This window comes from Candidatus Nitrosopumilus sp. (assembly GCF_029882185.1).
Lineage (GTDB): Archaea > Thermoproteota > Nitrososphaeria > Nitrososphaerales > Nitrosopumilaceae > Nitrosopumilus.
Genome location: NZ_JAOULD010000011.1, coordinates 14,601 through 31,068, shown reverse-complemented (window position 1 = coordinate 31,068; position 16,468 = coordinate 14,601). Strand labels below are relative to the sequence as shown.

Annotated in this window: 23 protein-coding genes and 1 tRNA gene; 15 read left to right on the top strand and 9 right to left on the bottom strand. The window is 33.1% G+C overall.

Annotation, left to right across the window (positions count from 1 at the left end; all coding sequences use genetic code 11):
• Nucleotides 1-103 precede the first annotated feature (103 nt).
• The 6 genes from OEW78_RS04870 (at nucleotide 104) to OEW78_RS04845 (ending at nucleotide 6,861) form a co-directional block, all read left to right on the top strand.
• On the top strand, nucleotides 104-373 hold the full coding sequence (locus OEW78_RS04870) for a hypothetical protein (protein WP_300324911.1): 270 nt from the start codon (nucleotides 104-106) through the stop codon (nucleotides 371-373).
• A complete protein-coding gene (gene gatA, locus OEW78_RS04865) occupies nucleotides 370-1,815 on the top strand; it encodes an Asp-tRNA(Asn)/Glu-tRNA(Gln) amidotransferase subunit GatA (protein WP_300324908.1) in 1,446 nt (481 codons plus the stop codon). The genes OEW78_RS04870 and gatA overlap by 4 nt, the downstream gene beginning before the upstream one ends.
• Nucleotides 1,812-3,218 (top strand): Asp-tRNA(Asn)/Glu-tRNA(Gln) amidotransferase subunit GatB, encoded by a 1,407-nt coding sequence (gene gatB / locus OEW78_RS04860; protein WP_300324905.1) that lies wholly within the window; start codon nucleotides 1,812-1,814, stop codon nucleotides 3,216-3,218. Before gatA ends, gatB begins: the two co-directional genes overlap by 4 nt.
• Nucleotides 3,218-3,481, top strand: coding sequence for a hypothetical protein (locus tag OEW78_RS04855; protein ID WP_300324902.1), 264 nt, complete (start codon nucleotides 3,218-3,220; stop codon nucleotides 3,479-3,481). Before gatB ends, OEW78_RS04855 begins: the two co-directional genes overlap by 1 nt.
• A gap of 40 nt (nucleotides 3,482-3,521) precedes the next feature.
• On the top strand, nucleotides 3,522-5,444 hold the full coding sequence (locus OEW78_RS04850) for an AMP-binding protein (protein WP_300324899.1): 1,923 nt from the start codon (nucleotides 3,522-3,524) through the stop codon (nucleotides 5,442-5,444).
• Nucleotides 5,445-5,514: 70 nt separating this feature from the next.
• Entirely contained in the window at nucleotides 5,515-6,861 is a 1,347-nt protein-coding gene (locus OEW78_RS04845; RefSeq protein ID WP_300324896.1) for a pyridoxal phosphate-dependent aminotransferase, read from the top strand.
• Here OEW78_RS04845 and OEW78_RS04840 read toward each other — a convergent pair whose 3' ends face one another.
• The 3 genes from OEW78_RS04840 to OEW78_RS04830 form a co-directional block, all read right to left on the bottom strand.
• Nucleotides 6,862-7,815 carry an SHOCT domain-containing protein gene (locus OEW78_RS04840; RefSeq protein ID WP_300324892.1) on the bottom strand — a complete coding sequence of 318 codons (954 nt, stop codon included), beginning with the start codon at nucleotides 7,813-7,815 and terminating at the stop codon, nucleotides 6,862-6,864. It lies immediately after the preceding gene.
• 245 nt (nucleotides 7,816-8,060) lie between these two features.
• Nucleotides 8,061-9,284 carry a TIGR00300 family protein gene (locus OEW78_RS04835; RefSeq protein ID WP_300324889.1) on the bottom strand — a complete coding sequence of 408 codons (1,224 nt, stop codon included), beginning with the start codon at nucleotides 9,282-9,284 and terminating at the stop codon, nucleotides 8,061-8,063.
• Between the two features lie 45 nt (nucleotides 9,285-9,329).
• Nucleotides 9,330-9,677 carry a hypothetical protein gene (locus OEW78_RS04830; RefSeq protein WP_300324885.1) on the bottom strand — a complete coding sequence of 116 codons (348 nt, stop codon included), beginning with the start codon at nucleotides 9,675-9,677 and terminating at the stop codon, nucleotides 9,330-9,332.
• Nucleotides 9,678-9,752: 75 nt separating this feature from the next.
• On the opposite strand from OEW78_RS04830, the gene OEW78_RS04825 reads away from it, so the two are divergent.
• Nucleotides 9,753-10,052 (top strand): hypothetical protein, encoded by a 300-nt coding sequence (locus tag OEW78_RS04825; RefSeq protein WP_300324882.1) that lies wholly within the window; start codon nucleotides 9,753-9,755, stop codon nucleotides 10,050-10,052.
• Here OEW78_RS04825 and OEW78_RS04820 read toward each other — a convergent pair.
• Both OEW78_RS04820 and OEW78_RS04815 read right to left on the bottom strand, forming a co-directional pair.
• Nucleotides 10,049-10,273, bottom strand: coding sequence for a hydrolase (locus OEW78_RS04820; RefSeq protein WP_300324879.1), 225 nt, complete (start codon nucleotides 10,271-10,273; stop codon nucleotides 10,049-10,051). The genes OEW78_RS04825 and OEW78_RS04820 overlap by 4 nt on opposite strands.
• A 2-nt stretch (nucleotides 10,274-10,275) precedes the next feature.
• Nucleotides 10,276-10,809: an HD family hydrolase gene (locus OEW78_RS04815; RefSeq protein ID WP_300324876.1), complete on the bottom strand. Its 534-nt coding sequence runs from the start codon at nucleotides 10,807-10,809 to the stop codon at nucleotides 10,276-10,278.
• Nucleotides 10,810-10,897: 88 nt separating this feature from the next.
• Between OEW78_RS04815 and OEW78_RS04810 the strand changes: the two genes are divergently transcribed.
• Both OEW78_RS04810 and OEW78_RS04805 read left to right on the top strand, forming a co-directional pair.
• The gene (locus tag OEW78_RS04810; RefSeq protein ID WP_300324873.1) at nucleotides 10,898-11,434 is read left to right on the top strand and encodes a cob(I)yrinic acid a,c-diamide adenosyltransferase; all 537 of its coding nucleotides are present in this window, start codon (nucleotides 10,898-10,900) and stop codon (nucleotides 11,432-11,434) included.
• A 44-nt stretch (nucleotides 11,435-11,478) separates the two neighbouring features.
• A tRNA-Phe gene (locus tag OEW78_RS04805) sits at nucleotides 11,479-11,552 on the top strand.
• A 142-nt stretch (nucleotides 11,553-11,694) separates the two neighbouring features.
• On the opposite strand, the gene OEW78_RS04800 is transcribed toward OEW78_RS04805, so the two are convergent.
• Nucleotides 11,695-11,985: a hypothetical protein gene (locus OEW78_RS04800; RefSeq protein ID WP_300324870.1), complete on the bottom strand. Its 291-nt coding sequence runs from the start codon at nucleotides 11,983-11,985 to the stop codon at nucleotides 11,695-11,697.
• Nucleotides 11,986-12,199: 214 nt separating this feature from the next.
• Between OEW78_RS04800 and OEW78_RS04795 the strand changes: the two genes are divergently transcribed.
• Genes OEW78_RS04795 through OEW78_RS04780 form a run of 4 tightly spaced genes read left to right on the top strand, consistent with a single transcriptional unit; the run spans nucleotide 12,200 to nucleotide 13,420 of the window.
• Nucleotides 12,200-12,484: a hypothetical protein gene (locus tag OEW78_RS04795; protein WP_300324867.1), complete on the top strand. Its 285-nt coding sequence runs from the start codon at nucleotides 12,200-12,202 to the stop codon at nucleotides 12,482-12,484.
• Nucleotides 12,485-12,518: 34 nt separating this feature from the next.
• Entirely contained in the window at nucleotides 12,519-12,758 is a 240-nt protein-coding gene (locus tag OEW78_RS04790; RefSeq protein ID WP_300324864.1) for a hypothetical protein, read from the top strand.
• Nucleotides 12,752-12,970, top strand: a complete 219-nt coding sequence (locus OEW78_RS04785; RefSeq protein ID WP_300324861.1) for an Lrp/AsnC ligand binding domain-containing protein — start codon at nucleotides 12,752-12,754, stop codon at nucleotides 12,968-12,970. The genes OEW78_RS04790 and OEW78_RS04785 overlap by 7 nt, the downstream gene beginning before the upstream one ends.
• A 36-nt stretch (nucleotides 12,971-13,006) precedes the next feature.
• Entirely contained in the window at nucleotides 13,007-13,420 is a 414-nt protein-coding gene (locus tag OEW78_RS04780; protein ID WP_300324858.1) for a VOC family protein, read from the top strand.
• Here the strand turns inward: OEW78_RS04780 and OEW78_RS04775 are convergent.
• The gene (locus OEW78_RS04775; protein ID WP_300324855.1) at nucleotides 13,417-13,803 is read right to left on the bottom strand and encodes a hypothetical protein; all 387 of its coding nucleotides are present in this window, start codon (nucleotides 13,801-13,803) and stop codon (nucleotides 13,417-13,419) included. The genes OEW78_RS04780 and OEW78_RS04775 overlap by 4 nt on opposite strands.
• Before the next feature lie 63 nt (nucleotides 13,804-13,866).
• Nucleotides 13,867-14,238: a hypothetical protein gene (locus tag OEW78_RS04770; protein ID WP_300324852.1), complete on the bottom strand. Its 372-nt coding sequence runs from the start codon at nucleotides 14,236-14,238 to the stop codon at nucleotides 13,867-13,869.
• 136 nt (nucleotides 14,239-14,374) lie between these two features.
• Here OEW78_RS04770 and OEW78_RS04765 point away from each other — a divergent pair, with 136 nt between their 5' ends.
• A complete protein-coding gene (locus tag OEW78_RS04765) occupies nucleotides 14,375-14,521 on the top strand; it encodes a hypothetical protein (protein ID WP_300324849.1) in 147 nt (48 codons plus the stop codon).
• Nucleotides 14,522-14,534: 13 nt separating this feature from the next.
• On the opposite strand, the gene OEW78_RS04760 is transcribed toward OEW78_RS04765, so the two are convergent.
• Nucleotides 14,535-15,320: an adenylate/guanylate cyclase domain-containing protein gene (locus tag OEW78_RS04760; RefSeq protein ID WP_300324846.1), complete on the bottom strand. Its 786-nt coding sequence runs from the start codon at nucleotides 15,318-15,320 to the stop codon at nucleotides 14,535-14,537.
• 204 nt (nucleotides 15,321-15,524) lie between these two features.
• On the opposite strand from OEW78_RS04760, the gene OEW78_RS04755 reads away from it, so the two are divergent.
• Complete coding sequence (locus OEW78_RS04755; protein WP_300324842.1) at nucleotides 15,525-16,364, top strand: hypothetical protein; 840 nt, start codon at nucleotides 15,525-15,527, stop codon at nucleotides 16,362-16,364.
• Nucleotides 16,365-16,468 lie beyond the last annotated feature (104 nt).

Below are 16,468 nucleotides of genomic sequence, written 5' to 3'. Positions count from 1 at the left end.
TTCTGGAGGGAGTTGCCCAGGATCCGGCTCATCCTATGTCCAAACTATTCCTTTTCTTGGTATTTTGTTAGATTAAATATAATGCATTAATATCTGAAACATCATGGTAACTGAAGAAGAATTAGAACACGTCTCAAAATTGATGAGAATAGATGTTGATGATCATAAAGAGTTTATTGAAAAAGTACATGCTATGATTGATTATTTTGATATTTTAGATTCTGCAGGAGTAGAATCCGAAGAAATTTCAATGCCTGAAATTTCTCTTTCAAATTTAAGAAAAGATGAATACATCCCATTTGATGATAAATTGATTGAAAAACTAAATCATTACAAGGGAACATACGTTCGTGCACCAAAGATGTCTTCATGAATCTAAAAATATCTGCTCTTGATTACATTCAAGAAGTAAAAATTGGAAATATATCTGCAGAAGATTTTGTTGCAAAAACCTTAGAGCAGATTCATAATGAGGATGATAAACTTCATGCATTTTTGTCTGTAAATGAAAAAGCAGTTGATCAGGCCAGAGATATTGACAAAAAAATAAAGTCGGGCGAAAAAGTTGGAGACTGTTTCGGAATGCCGATTTCAATTAAAGACAATCTGTGTATCAAAGACTCTAAAACTACATGTGCATCAAAAATGCTTGAAAATTTTATTGCGCCATATGATGCTACTGTGATTAGAAAACTAAAGCAACAAGATGCCATATTCGTTGGCAAAGTAAACATGGATGAATTTGCAATGGGTTTGACTACTGAGTTTAGTGCATTTGGTCCCAGCAAAAATCCGTGGAATAATGACTGCGTTCCAGGTGGCTCTTCTGGTGGTAGTGCGGTATCTGTTAGCGCATTTGAGTGTGTTGCATCTCTTGGCTCTGACACTGGTGGGTCTGTGAGAAACCCTGCAAGTTTTTGTTCTGCAGTAGGATTCAAACCGACTTATGGATTGATTAGCAGATTTGGTTTAATTTCATATGCTAACAGTATTGAACAGATTGGCCCTTTGACTAGAACAGTAAAAGATACTGCCTTTATGCTAAATATGATTTCAGGAATTGATCCTAATGACAATACTACAATTGATAACAAAAATGAAGACTATCTATCAGGAATAGATTCTGGCATTGAAGGCAAAAAAATCGGCATCATCAAAGAAATGATTGGTGAGGGAATAGACCCTGCCGTATTGTCTGCAACAAAAGATGCTATTTCCAAACTTGAGAGTTTGGGTGCAATATGTGAGGAGATCTCACTTGACATGGTAAAATATTCAGTTGCAGCATATTACACCATTACTGCAACTGAAGCTGGAAGTAATCTTGCAAGATATGACAACATACGATATGGTTACGATTTTCCACTTGAGGGCTATGAGTTTAATTCATACATCTCAAAGGCCAGACGCAATTTTGGCCCCGAGGTAACTAGAAGAATGATTATTGGTGGATTTGTACCCTCTTCAGGACAAGCTGGAAAATATTTCTTAAAGGCATTAAAAGTAAAAAGCAAACTTACTAATGAGATCAATGATGCGTTTAAAAGATTTGATCTTCTACTATCTCCTACGGTTCCGGTACTCCCATTCAAGTTGGGTGAAAAAATAGATGATCCTGTCTCACTATTTTTAGTAGATATTAACACAGTAACTGCAAATCTCACAGAAAAGCCTGCAATTTCTGTTCCATTTGCAATTTCAAATGGTTTGCCTATTGGAATCCAATTGATGGCAGACACCTTACAGGATAAACAATTACTTCAAGCAGCATATGCATTAGAGCAAACTGTACGTTTGCCGGAGGTTCCACTTTGACCATGATTGGTTTGGAAATTCACTGTCAGCTAACAAATCTAAATAGCAAATTATTTTGCCCATGCAAAGCAAACTATCGTGGATTTGAAATCAACGAAAACATATGTCCTATATGTATTGGATTGCCTGGAAGTATGCCTCGATTAAATCAAGAAGCGGTAAAAAAAGCAACAATTATTGCAATGGCTCTTAATTGCTCAACTCCTGAAAAAATCGCATTCTTTAGAAAAAATTATTTCTATCCTGATTTGCCAAAAAACTTTCAAATTACACAACTCAATATCTATGGAGATACAAGTGTCGGTGGAACTGGCTCGGTAATGGTGGGAGATAAAAAAATCAATATCACTAGAATCCAACTAGAAGAAGACCCTGGGAGGTTGATTTACGAAGGAAGTTCTTCAAAAAATCAGATAACTCTAGTAGATTACAATCGTGCAGGCACACCGTTAGTAGAAATTGTTACTGAACCAGATTTTGAGACTCCTAAAGAAGTTCGAGATTTTCTAAATATTTTGTCAGATATTCTTGAAAATCTTGGAGTTGCAGATCCTAGTTTGGAGGGTGCGATGAGAGCAGATGCTAATGTATCAATCAAAGGAGGAAAAAAAGTTGAAATTAAAAACATTGGATCATTTCATGATTTAGAAAAAGCAGTGCACTTTGAAATTACTAGACAAGAAAGTTTGCATTCTCGTGAAATTGAAATCATCCAAGAAACACGTCATTGGGATGATAAAAGAAAGATAACTGTATCATCCCGTTCTAAAGAAGAGGAATTGGATTATCGTTACTTTTTGGAAGGCGATATTCCATGGGTCATAATTGATCCTGCAACTAAAACAAAATTAATTTCTGAAATGCCTGAAAGCATCGTCTCTAAAAAAGAAAGATATGTTTCAAAATATCATATTCCTGCACAGGTAGCTGACGTGCTATCCTCTGACAAGTATTATTCTGATTTGTTTGAAGACTCTCACACTGAATCAAATGCAAAAGAAATTGCAAATATAATCACAACTGATTTGATGGGACTAGTAGACACAAGAGAAAAACGAGAAGCATCAAAATTGACACCTCATCATTTAAAAGATCTAGCAGATTCTATTCAGTCTAGCAAACTATCTAGAAATTCATCAAAAAATGCATTACATGAGATTCTGAAAACTGGAAAAGATTTGTCAATAATAATCAAAGAACTAGATCTTGGAAATGTTTCTGATGAATCTGAATTGTCTGGAATTATAACACAGGTAATCTCTGAAGAGGCACAAGCTGTTGAGCAAACAAGGTCAAACCCTCAGACAATTAATTATTTGGTGGGCAAAGTTATGCAAAAAACAAAGGGAAAGGCAGATCCTACATTAACTTTGAATTTGTTAAAAAAACAAATTGGTATCTAATGCCTGAAATATCTCTTGAAGATATAGAATTTATCAAAATTCTGGCTATGTCTGATGCTACCATTCTTCAAGCAGGCATGAATGATGCTACTAGGCACAGATTAGATGATGAAATAGGCGTGATTTTAAGAGAATATTATCGTGAAAACACAATGGGGATACAAACCGGATGGACAGAAAAATTACTTCAATTTGGAATTAATGAAGATGTAGGTAAATCATCTATTGCATGCGCTAGACGTCTTGGGATAGATATTTCATAAAAAAATCTTTTTACTGTGTCATAATCTAAAAAAAGAAACCTTGTCTGATTTTGAATTTGTTCCAACTGAAAAACAAATCCAGGAATCTAATATTTACAAATTTATGAAAAAGCATAATCTTTTGACGTTGAATGATTTATCTGATAAATCTAAAAATGATTTAGAATGGTATTGGAAATCAGTAGATGAAGACATTGGTGTAGTTTGGGATAAACCATATACAAAAATATTGGATAACTCAAAAGGGATAGCATGGTCAAAGTGGTTTGTTGACGGAAAAACAAATCTTTGCAAATCTTCTGTAGAAAAATTTGCTAAAAAATCTCCTGAAAAAATTGCATATTATTTTGAATCTGAAGATGGCAAAAAATCAAAAATTTCATATTCTGAATTAAATTCAAAAGTCTCAAAACTTGCAAATGGATTAAAGTCAATGGGGGCAAAAAAAGGAGATGTTATTGCAATATATTTGCCTATGATTGAAGAAGCAATTTTATCTATACTTGCTGCAGCAAAAATAGGTGCAATACAAACTGTAATTTTTTCTGGATATAGTTCAGAATCATTACATGTGAGACTAAAAGATTGTAGTGCTAAATTTTTAATAATTTCAGATGGTTTTTATCGTAAAGGAAAACCTGTTTCTCAAAAAAAATCTATGGAAATTGCACTTGTCGATACATTTGTAGAAAAAACAATACTGGTACCATACAAAGGAATTGATGAATATGCTGAATCTGAAAACATTGTTTTTTACGACAAACTTGTATCTACTCAGAGCGATTCTTGCGATACTGAAATTTTAGATTCTGAGGATCCTTTGTTTATCTTGTATACTTCTGGCACTACAGGCAAACCAAAAGGCGTGATTCATACTCATGGTGGGTTTTCGGTGTTTGCGGGACATCAGGCAGCATATCTTATTGATTTGCAGGCACAAGATACGCTATTTTGGCCTGCAGATATTGGTTGGATTACTGGCCTCGTATGGAATATCTATGGTCTTTTAATGATTGGCGCATCTGCTGTGATTTACGATGGAGGATTAGATTTTCCCACATCTGATAGACTTTGGAGGATGTTATCGGAATATGGTGCAACAATCTTTGGGATATCTCCAACTGCTGTAAGATTGTTTAAAAAAAATAACATTAAACCGTCTAAATTATTTTCATTAGATAAAATCAGGAACATTCCAACCACCGGTGAACCTCTTGATGAGGATTCATGGTGGTGGCTGTATGAAAAAGTTGGAAATAAAAAAATTCCTATCATGAATCTTTCTGGAGGAACTGAAATTGGTGGCGCAATGTTGTCTGTTTTTCCTGGAATGAAACTAAAACCATCTACTGTTGGAATTCCGGTACCTGGAATGAATTTGGATGTAGTTGATGAGAATCAAAATTCTGTTAGAGGCAAAAATGGTTATTTAGTAATAAAATCTCCTTGGCCTGCTATGACACGAGGTCTGTTAAATGATGATGAAAGATATTTGAAAACATATTGGTCTAAATTTAAAGATGTTTGGTTTCATGGGGATTATGTGTATGTGGATGAGGATGGTCTTTGGTATATGCGTGGAAGAACTGATGATGTGATTAACGTATCAGGTCATCGAATGTCTACTGCTGAAATTGAACATGTTGTTATATCCAATGAAAAAATCTCTGACGCTGCAGCAATTGCAATTCCTGATGATATCACTGGTGAAGCAATTGTAGTATTTTTTGTATCTAACGTCTCTGAAAAATTGTCTGTCTCTGAAATTTCTGATTATGTGGTAGAAAAAATTGGCAAGTTGGCAAGACCAAAACTACTTTTTCAATTATCAGACCTCCCGAAAACCAGAACAGGAAAAATTATGCGCAGATTATTAAAATCCAAATTGTTAGGCCAGGAACTTGGAGACTTGTCTTCTTTGGAAAATCCTGAAGTTTTAGATGAAATTGAAAAAATAAGTTGATGAAATCTATCTATTTGTTATCTATTATTTCTCGATTTGTTTATAATGCCTGTCCCTGTTGGTAACATTATTGAAATTTGTAGTTGATCAGCAGGTAGAAGACATTGAGATGCCTGAGAATCTCAAATTAAACACATTTTTGCAAGAATTTCATTCAAACTGTCCTCATGCAGAATGTAGTTTTGGATTTTATGGATTTGCATTTGGTCAATCTCCCTTTCCTGTCCCTAAATTAATTCAGGAAGCATTAATCAAAAATGTTGACAAGGGAGCATATGCCCCTATATCTGGAATCACAGAATTACGAAATGCCATTTCTAAATACAACAAACATTATTTCAATATGGATGTCTCCCCCGAAAGAATCTATGTTGGCCCTGGAACAAAAGAACTGATCTTTAATCTTTTAGAAATTTTACACGGGACTGTAATTTTGCCTACTCCTGCATGGTTAGGATATCTTCCTCAAATCCGATTTCTCAAAAAAAATTACCACATGTTGCCTACTAGAGCTAACAAAAAAATATCTCCAAATGATCTAAAGAAATTAGCATTAAGATTACAAGACAGACAAAAGATATTGATTTTAAACAATCCAAATAATCCTACGGGATTATTGTATGATCGACTAGAGCTAGAGGAAATTGCTGATATATGTAAAGAACAAAACATTACGGTGATTTCTGACGAAATTTATGCTCAAACAACATACAATTTTTCAAAATTTGTCAGTATGGGAAAAATTTATCCTGAAGGAACATTCATTACAAATGGTCTATCAAAATCACACGCTGCTGGCGGGTATCGTTTGGGCTATGTTGTTTTTCCACAACATGCTGAGAATCTTGGGGTGCAGTTTAAAAAAATTCTTGCAACTGAATATACTGCAGTATCAACTCCAATACAACACGCTGCTGTTGCAGGATTTGAAATCAGTAAAGAAATGGATGAATATTTTGAAGTTACAAGAAACATTCATCAAATAATGGGCGAATACACTCATCATGCTCTTACTGCAATTGAAGGAGTAAAAGTAACAAAACCTGATGCTACTTTCTATCTTTTAGCTGATTTTAATTCATATGCCCCTGATTTGCAAAAATCTAATATCTTTACATCTCAAAAATTATCTGAATCTTTGATTGTCCACCCTTATCACACTGCAATAGTTGGTGGTGATAGCCTTGTTTTAGAGAGAACAGACTTTAGTGCAAGGATTGCATATGTAGACTATGATGGAGCAAAAGTCTATCAAAATTATCTGGATAACAAACCAAAATCCAGCATAGAAAAAATTGAATTTGTAAAAAAGAATGCTCCTAAAGTGGTTGCAGGTATTGATATGATTGCTGACTTTTTCGGTAAATTGAGAAAGGATTTCTTACAAGAAACCCCAAGTTCTACAGTTGTTTCATAGTTAGTCTAATTTTGATTTTAGTTTTTCATATTCTTCCAAAGTGATTTCACCTTTGACCAATCTTGTCTCAAGGATCTCTTTAGGATCAAACTTGTGATGGATGATTTTTGGAATGCTTATACTGTTTCTGTTAATTGAAATTTGTCTTGAATTATTATCTACTTGTTTTTTAACGCCGTACACTGCTCCAAATAATATACCTAATGCGGCTAAAATCAATGTAATTTGTGCAATATCTGAATCATCACTATTATGATTAGATGTAACAATTGATGATGCTTGTACTTCTGGAATAATTTTATTATCCATAATGTCATTTACTGCTGATTTTATTTTTTCTACATTGTCTGTGTATCCCACGGTTTCTTCAATTGTTTGTCCAGGATAATTCCTATCAAACCAACTCTTGTATGCAGGTTCAGAATAATATCTTTTAACGTAATAAGATGGTTGGACATTAGAATCAACAAAATCTCTATTTATGATCTTTACGTTCTCTAATGGAACATCTTGTTCATTTCCTTGAATTATAATTTGTGCATTCTCAATTACCTTATCTTCTAGTTCTTCTGAAATTATTTCGTCGATTATTTTATTTTCATCTAATGACACACTAAATTCTGAAGTGACTCCTCTAGTCATGTTTAGAATGAAACCTGTTGCGTTGTAAATTCCATTATGAGTAAATGTTTCCTCGATTTGTATACTTTTTTCAAAAGTGTCATCATGGTTTATCGTTGCTTGTGTTAACAACACAAATTCGTTATTTAGATCTTGAATCACGATTGTTACTAGTCCATTAGATTCTTTTTCAACAGTACCTGAAAATTCAATTTTATCCCCCATCAAAAATGAATCATTGTTTGTATAAAGACTGGTCACTTCCCCAAATGCTGGATTGACTAATAGTCCTAAAAACAACAATCCTAGAGAATATGAAAGATATTTCTTCATTTTTAATAAAATCCTTGCATGAATTTTCAATTTAAGAAAAGCGTAGAATTTATCCAGTTTTATTATACGAAATCGTTAAATTCTAATTTAAAATTTTTAACATATTGTAATCCTTTATTAAAAATTCTGTTTGAAATAGATTAAGAAAGTATTTTTTACACTCAGTCATATTTTTTACATTTATTTTATTTGTCCATGATGGTTCAGATGACTTGGTTTTGAGGTATCCTAGACTGTCTCCTTAATCATTTCTTTTTCTTGATTTGTTGTGCAACCATTGGCAAAAATGCACCCACGTCGGATACAATTCCCATAGCTTGCCAAGTTCCTCTATCCATTAATTTTGTAACGGTTGGCTGGCTGATATCCACTACAATCACTTTGACATTTGCAGGTAGCATGTTTCCTGTAGCAATAGAATGCAGCATAGTTGAAATCATTATCACCATACTTGCATCTTTTAGAATTTTTTTGTATTCTCGCTGTGCTTGTGCAACATCTGTTATTACATCTGGTAGAGGACCATCATCTCTAATTGATCCTGCCAAAACAAATGGAATATTATTTTTTATACATTCATACATGATTCCTTTGGTTAGTTTTTTACTTTTTACCATGTTTGCAATAGAGCCTGCTTTGAAAACTGCGTTGATTGTATCCATGTGATTTCTATGCCCGTGATAAGCAAGTGTTGCATCATGAACATTCATTCCAAGGGATGTGCCAAGAGTCGCATACTCTATATCGTGAACTGCTAATGCATTTCCTGCCAATACTCCGTCAATGTATCCTGCCTTGATCAAATATGATACAGCATCATCTGCTCCTGTATGTACAATTGCAGGACCTCCAACGATGACGATTTTTCCTCCCTTTTTCTTTGTATTGTAAATATCATCAGCTACTTTTTTTGCAATGTGTTGAGTTGGTCTCTCGCTGGAACTTGAACTTCCCATAAATTCAAAAACATTGACTCCTTCTCTTGGACGCTCTGGTGGGGTAATTTTGATTCCGCTTTCTCCCACAATCACATTATCTCCTTTTTTTACATCTCTTACTGGAACACAAAATGCTCTGTTTCCTTTTACAACTATACATTTATCCATCATCATATTTTCTACTTGAATCCATTTTCCTTTGTAAAAAATACTTGTGTGGTTATTTGTTGTACTGTAAAAATCATCTGGCATTACATAATTTTTTGGAGATTTTTTTAGTTTGATTTCTTGTTGAATTTTTGATACTGCTCCTAATCGATAAATTGTTTCTAAAATTTCATCCAGATGTTTTTGATTCTTTCCTGTAACTAGTAATCGTGCAAAAGAATGATCCCCTTTCTTTTTACCAATCTCAATTTCTTCTACCTCAAATTCCCCATGAAGATCCATAATTTTATCAAAGATCTTCGTCAAAATTGACGAGTCAATCAAATGACCTCTGACTTCAATTTCTTGAGAAAATTTGCCCATTTTATTTCTGGATACTATATCATAACTAAAGCTTACGTTTTTTCTTTAGACAGGCAAGATTACTTTACCCTCAAATTTTGGAATGTTGTCTTTTTCAAATGCTTTTTCCAAAACCTCCTTTTGTTGCTTTGTCACTCCTTGAACTATGGTTTTTGACGACCCTGTTTTATCCACTAGTGCAAGGATATACCCACTACTATCAGTCAAAATAAAACCTGACGACTCATCAACAAACGCATAAAGGTTCTCCTCACCTACGGGATTCCATACATTGGATTTGGTATCTACCAGTGCTAGTGCGGGCATTGCTTTACCGTCAGTCAAAGTGTTTAGATATTCTCTGGCCTCTGCAACCCTTTTCTGACCTAATTTTAAAGCCTGAAAATACTGCATGTATTTCAATTAACTTGGTTGCTATAACAATTTATCTTCTAAAGATTGTTATAGAATCTGAACGTATGAGAAAATATGCCACTAACAAATCCAGTAATAATCAAATTAAATGAAATCAGTACATTGGTTGAGGATAAATCAAAATTATCCGAATCTGAAATTGAGGAGATAAAATTAATCTTTAAAGGTCTTGTTGAGCAAAATGAACGATATGATCTTGATGAAATAGAGTTTTGGTTTGAAAATGAAGGGCATTGGACTACAAAAGAGCCTCGAGTCAGAATTGTGAATATGGCAAATTATATTCAAGACAAATATCAACAAACAGCCCATCTTAGAATAATATCTGATGATGATTGTAGTTGTGGAAATTAGATTTCTAATTGTTCTAACAACCTGCCTACAATTTTTGCATTTTCTGTTCTTTCGTTTTGAATCTCTTTGATGCGAATCTCATTTTTCTCTCCTTTTGAAATAATCTGAAAATATTCTTCATCAAGATCACTGTTGGTTTGTTGTCTTTTAATCACTTCAAACAATATTCCAATTACTTGTTTTTGTGCCTCAATTAATTCATCCTTTTCAGTATTGGACATCTCTAATTGTTTTCCAGAATCTTTCTAAATAATTCTTTTAATTTAGGATTTGTAATGTCTTGTTTGGCTGATTCAATAAATGAGGATAGATTTTCTTTAGAATGGCCATCATTTTCATATATTGTTGCTTGAAGGACCATCTCCAAGCGGTCAATCTGATGTACCAACTTTGATTCATATGATTTATTTTCTTGGTATTCATCCCAGATTTTTTGATATTGTGATTTTATGTCCGCAGGCAGATTCTCTGAAATTTTATAAAATGTTTCATCTTCTAGTTTTCTTTTTTCTTCAGAGGTAATCTGTCCTGGAGTGTAATCTCCAATTTCAGATTCTGCCAAATCATGTAGTAAAATCATTTTCAAGATTTTTTCAGAATCACAATTTCCAATATCTGATAGTATCATGCCCATTATTGCCATAGAGTATGAATGATCAGCTACTGATTCGGGGTGTTCTAGAGATAGTTTATCTATCCACCCCTGTCTTTTGACTTTTTTAAGATTTGCAGCAGTTTTGAAAAAATCAATTGTCATGATGTTATGAAATGAGATGTTTTCTACTAATGAATTTTCATATTGTTAATCCGAATCACATAATAGTTATTTCAAAAATAACAGGGTGATGAAAATATATACAAAAACTGGAGATGATGGGAATACGGGATTGCAAGGAAATTACAGGATATCAAAATCACATCCCAGGATCATTTCTTATGGTACTGTTGATGAAGCTAATGCTGCTCTAGGTGTAGTGTTGAGTAATTCGTTAGATGAGGATATTAGAATGATTTTAACTGAAATTCAAAATGATCTATTTCTTGTAGGAGCAGACCTTTCAAATCCCAATCTCAATGATGTAAAAAACAGGGTATCATTAGACATGATTGAAAAGCTAGAACATTATATTGATAAATTTGAATCAGAGTTGCCCCCCCTTACCAATTTTATTTTGCCTGGTGGTGATGTTTCTGCAGCACAATTGCAGTATGTAAGAACAGTGGTAAGAAGAGCAGAATCACAAACAGTTCAATTAAGTGAAAAAGACGAAATTAACTCCAATTGCATCAAATATCTTAATCGGTTGTCTGATTTGTTTTTTGTAATAGGGCGTCTAATCAATAAACGAAAAAATAAAGACGATATTCCTTGGAAGATCTGAAAAGACAAACTTTAATTCCTCAATATTATCCTTTTTTTCTAAGTGCCGTGGTAGCTCAGCCTGGGAGAGCACTCGGCTGAAGACCGGGCTGTCGCGCGTTCAAATCCCGCCCGCGGCACTGTTTTATCCATAATTAGTCAGTAATTTTTGAAAATTACAATAGTATTAAGTAGAAATTCATCTTACAAGTATTGGTTTTCATTTTATTCCCTTTTCTTTAGAAATAAAGAAAAGGTGGAAAACCTTTCTAGAGTTTCATACTATGCATCTACTAGGTTAAAGAAATTTTTTCCAGATGCGGATTTTTCAGAGATGCATTTTACGGGACCTAGTGGAATTTGTTTTATGTTGATATCTTCGCGGAGTTTCTCATTTTTGAATCTATTAACTATGGCTACACGTGTTGTGTGAAATTTGTTAAAATAATTTCCGTCTATCTCAAACATTTCTTTAGTTGTGATCTTTATTCCTTTAGTGATATTTTCACCCTGAGTATAATCTGAATCTTCTACAAATGTAATTGTAAATGACTGATCACCTATTTTTGCCAATGATGCACTATCTCCAATTGTTTGGTAATCTGCTAATGTTGCTATGTCTTTTCACCTCCAATAGTAATTGCACAGATCAATTAATGATAAATCCAGTCATGAGTCAATTATTGACTCAGATAGTCTAGTTGATCGATTATAGGTGATCGTTTTTATGCAAATTTCATTCTGCATAATCTTTAAAAGCCACCCTACCTCTTGATTTTCGACATTCATGGTTGAAAAAAAATCAGCAAAGAAAGTAACAAAGAAAGCACCTGAAAAAAAAGCAACAAAAGCTAAAGCAACAAAAGCTAAAGCAACAAAAGCTAAAGCAACAAAAGCTAAAGCAACAAAAGCTAAAGCAACAAAAGCTAAAACTAAGAACAGTATTGACGATTCCTCAGGAGATATGGGCATTGTCATAGTTGATGATGATATTGAAATTGATCAAGAGAAAGTCAATGAGGAAAGACGTGCTTATCTTGAAGAAGCTCGTTCTCAAGAAGCCTTTGACTAGGAATCTTTATCAGATTCGGTGACGTAGTCTAATCATGCGTGCTCTATGTTTAATCACGATAAAACCCGGAAAAGTAGATTCTGTAGTTGCCATACTCAAGAAAAAGAGAAAAATCATCAAACAAATCATGGTGGTTGCAGGAAGAGCAGACATCAGTGTTCTTTTACAAGGAAATATTGATGAAATTAACAACACTGTGATCGATTTTAAAAAAATCAAAGATATTGTCACGACAGAAACTCTAATTGAAGTGGAGGTTAACATGGGATGGTAAGAGCAATAATTTTGGTAAAATCTCCAAAAAAACTAATTGCTGCACGATTAAAGAAAATCCCATCCGTTGCAGATTCATTTCCAACAAGCGGTCAATTTGACGCAGTAGCCATAATTGATGTAGAGGAATTGATTCAGATTAAAGAAGTAGCAAATCAAATACAAAGAATCAGCGGTGTGGATAGGACTGAAACTATGGTTGAAGTGCAATGACGCAATGGATTTAAAGAACTTCTGGCTAGTATATCTGTGAACATCAAAAAAGTAGGCAATGTTATTCTAGCAGTTAAAGACATTGACAAATCCCTACAATTTTACCATGAAATCATAGGTCTTCCTATTAGAAATCAAAGAAGATCCTGGGTTGATTTGGGTACATCTGGTGCTTTATTGAGTTTACATCCAGCATCATTGACAGAAAAACACACTGGAAGTTCAATTGAAAATGGAATTACCATCGGTTTTCTTGTAGGTGATGTACAGTCTGCTGTTGAGGAATTAAAAGCAAAAGGAGTCACAATTCATCGTGATATTGTTGAAAAAGATGCAGGAAAAAATGCAGTAATATTAGATCCTGATGAGTATCTTATTTCATTATTCGAACCTAGCTTTGAAGATAAAGATCAACAAACAGGCGGATATCAAGGATTTACACCAGCTTAGATTGTCTTTTTAATTAAAGAGATAATCTTCTCTAAGTCTTTTTCTTTTCTATCAATAGACACATAGAATGTTGTATTATTTTTTTGTAAAATCAAGATTGAGATTTTTTGATGTTGTAATACCACATGCTCTAACTTTCCAATTGCGCTGACTGAATTTCTTCTAAGAGAAATCAATGTAGATATCACAAACAGTTCATTTTTGAAATCTTCTGACTGTAAAAGAGGCTTGAGATTGGGTTTGATCATTCCAGTTAATGTTCTACCATAGGCATTAACAATACCTGCATATCGTATACTGTTTGATATTTCTAAAATTTTTTGACATTGTTTTCTATATTTCACAACAGCATCTTTCCATTTTTCTGCAGGAGTTTTGACCATGATCAAACTATATTTTGAAATTAATAAGCCTATTGACTAATTACAGTTTTTAGAACTAGTGTTTTATTTAGAATTATTTTCTTTTTCTAATTTTTTCTTTAATTCTAGATTTTCTTTTAATAGTTTATCATTTTCAGTTTGAAGTGTTTTGATAGAATTTTGTCTGGTATATGCTGGATGTCCTGGTGGAATCACTATTGAATTCATCGTAAGTAAACCTGCAGCATATTGTTGATACATGTGTTGAAATCCTTGCAATTTTTGAGCCATTGTATCAGCATTTTGCAAAAATTGTTCCTTCATGGGATTTCCTTGAATTTTAAACATAGTATTTGATAAGCCTGGGGGCAGTCTTGGAAATTGGAATGCTAAATGAGGAATGTTTGGATTTAATCCATAAAGGTCGTGAAGGTGATTTGTTACTAAATTATCCATGTTATTCATCAATATTTGCTATATTTGTGGCTTGCTTTAGTCGTTTGATATACTCTTTAGTTAAACTTCAGGCATTTTAGCTCAAATTGAGCTGATCGCAGATCCTTATAGATTCCCTACTTAGATCGATGATCAGATGGATCAATCAAAGAAATCATGTTTGAAATGTAAAAAAGAGATTGAAGAACAAGATCTACACAAAATTGTAATTTATGTGGTCCAAGAAAAATTCACAGAGCATCATTATGAACATGTAGAGTGTCCTGACAAGTTTACAGTATAATTATAAAATTAAACTATCCTTTGAATTCATATACATTATAAATTTCGCCAGTTATTCTGGAGCGATATTTCCATTCATCTTTTTTCCAAACTATTAATGAAAACTGTTCTTGTGTTTTTGGATGTAATCTTCGATAGACATCATAGCCAATTAAAATTTGATTGGGTTTTGCCAAATTTTGAATTTTTGCAGCAATATTCATTGCAGGTCCCATTAAATCAACATGAGAGTTTACAACATCAGCACCATATCGTACAACAATATTTTGACCAAAATCTAATCCAATTTTCACCATTAAATCAGGATAATCATATTGATTCAAAATAGGGTTGATGCCTTTTTGAATTATAGATATCATTGATTTTGCACAGGTTACAGCATTATCTGAGGCAAGCATTCCTTCTCCTACAAAAAACCCTACAACAGCATCACCAACAAATTTTAAAACATATCCATGATGTTGTCTAATTACTGCTGCCATTTCTTGAGAAAAAGAACTTATGATAATCGCAATTTTTTCTGCAGGCATTTCTAATGTCATTGTTGTAGATCCGACCAAATCAACATAGAGTACAACCATGTCTAATTTTGAAAAAACATTTTTTCTTAGAAATGCTTCAGATTCATCAATTAATCCACTGTATTCATATCCTTTTTTGAGAGCTGCCCAAACACGTTTTTGAGTTTCTAAAATCATGGTATCAGAATCTAAGATTTCATTCTTATTCTTACTAAGCAACATGTCTACTACATTAATTCCCTGATCTTTTTTTTCTGATTCTTGTTTTTTTTCAGTCATTTTTTATCTCAATCCAAGGGAAAATCTGTACTGCATTTAGAGCATTTACCCCTTCTCCCCCTGTAGCCATCATGGTAATATTCTATGATGATTCCATCACAATTGTCACAAGCAGTATCAGATGCATTCATGCCTATAATACCCATCCAATCTATTTAGATTTAATGATGAAGGTTTAAGGAGTGCAATTATTTTCTATTTTTTGTGAGATTAGGTTCAAGATCATCCAATGAATTCATCCATCTGCTAAATGAAAAAAATGAATCGATTCAAAAAGCATTTCTTCCAAAAATAATTGATTTTACAAAAATGATCGATGTGAAAGTTATGATGGGAGATTCAACAGTAACAGAACAAAAAACATTTGATCCAAAATTAATTTCAGATTATTTTCAAAAAATTAATGATTCATTAAAAGAATGGTCTGTACAAGATGTCTCAATTACTAATAATCAAGATGTCCGAAGAATCTTCACAAAATTTGAGATTAAGGAAGGCAGTTATTTGCTATCAGGTCATTTATCATTACAATTCCATGTTTTACTATACTACAAGCCAGTTCAAAGAGTGATTGATTGCCAAAAAGAACTATCTGAAATTGTAGATCTGACAAAAAATGAACAAGAACAATTCTCAGATAACAGTGATCAAATCGTTTTAAACAAACTAAAAGAATTAGGTTACAAAGATTTTGATCATCAAAAATTATTTGAAGTATTTTATGAAAATGACGAGTTTAGAGAAAAAGTTTTTGAAGAAATTCAAAAGGAGACAAATGTTGATTTTCAAGAACTGTCTGAAAAAAAATCTAAACTTTTTTCAGAACTTGATTCGTTGCTAGTTGAAACTTATCAAACATCAAATGTGTTAATAGATGATCCTAGATTAGTTGCAGGAGAAGAAGGATGTTTACTAACGTTAGATTTGGAATTTATCAAAAACGGCAACCGTGAAGGAGTCTTTGATCCAAGAAAGATGTCTGATTCAACAAAAGAAAATATCTTGAAACGTTTATCAGAATTAGAAACTATTATTAAATTATAAACCAAGAAACCGGAAAATGAGAAATTATCTCAAAGGGGAGGATCCGGTTCCTGGATATATTTTGAAGAACTGTTTACAACTATTTAGCCATACCTGATAATTTA

Coding starts and splice junctions, on each gene's coding strand:
- OEW78_RS04870 (WP_300324911.1), top strand. CDS start 104: ATGGTAACTGAAGAAGAATTAGAACACGTCTCAAAATTGATGAGAATA.
- gatA (WP_300324908.1), top strand. CDS start 370: ATGAATCTAAAAATATCTGCTCTTGATTACATTCAAGAAGTAAAAATT.
- OEW78_RS04855 (WP_300324902.1), top strand. CDS start 3,218: ATGCCTGAAATATCTCTTGAAGATATAGAATTTATCAAAATTCTGGCT.
- OEW78_RS04840 (WP_300324892.1), bottom strand. CDS start 7,815: ATGAAGAAATATCTTTCATATTCTCTAGGATTGTTGTTTTTAGGACTA.
- OEW78_RS04835 (WP_300324889.1), bottom strand. CDS start 9,284: ATGGGCAAATTTTCTCAAGAAATTGAAGTCAGAGGTCATTTGATTGAC.
- OEW78_RS04830 (WP_300324885.1), bottom strand. CDS start 9,677: ATGCAGTATTTTCAGGCTTTAAAATTAGGTCAGAAAAGGGTTGCAGAG.
- OEW78_RS04825 (WP_300324882.1), top strand. CDS start 9,753: ATGCCACTAACAAATCCAGTAATAATCAAATTAAATGAAATCAGTACA.
- OEW78_RS04820 (WP_300324879.1), bottom strand. CDS start 10,273: ATGTCCAATACTGAAAAGGATGAATTAATTGAGGCACAAAAACAAGTA.
- OEW78_RS04815 (WP_300324876.1), bottom strand. CDS start 10,809: ATGACAATTGATTTTTTCAAAACTGCTGCAAATCTTAAAAAAGTCAAA.
- OEW78_RS04810 (WP_300324873.1), top strand. CDS start 10,898: ATGAAAATATATACAAAAACTGGAGATGATGGGAATACGGGATTGCAA.
- OEW78_RS04795 (WP_300324867.1), top strand. CDS start 12,200: ATGGTTGAAAAAAAATCAGCAAAGAAAGTAACAAAGAAAGCACCTGAA.
- OEW78_RS04790 (WP_300324864.1), top strand. CDS start 12,519: ATGCGTGCTCTATGTTTAATCACGATAAAACCCGGAAAAGTAGATTCT.
- OEW78_RS04785 (WP_300324861.1), top strand. CDS start 12,752: ATGGTAAGAGCAATAATTTTGGTAAAATCTCCAAAAAAACTAATTGCT.
- OEW78_RS04775 (WP_300324855.1), bottom strand. CDS start 13,803: ATGGTCAAAACTCCTGCAGAAAAATGGAAAGATGCTGTTGTGAAATAT.
- OEW78_RS04770 (WP_300324852.1), bottom strand. CDS start 14,238: ATGGATAATTTAGTAACAAATCACCTTCACGACCTTTATGGATTAAAT.
- OEW78_RS04765 (WP_300324849.1), top strand. CDS start 14,375: ATGGATCAATCAAAGAAATCATGTTTGAAATGTAAAAAAGAGATTGAA.
- OEW78_RS04760 (WP_300324846.1), bottom strand. CDS start 15,320: ATGACTGAAAAAAAACAAGAATCAGAAAAAAAAGATCAGGGAATTAAT.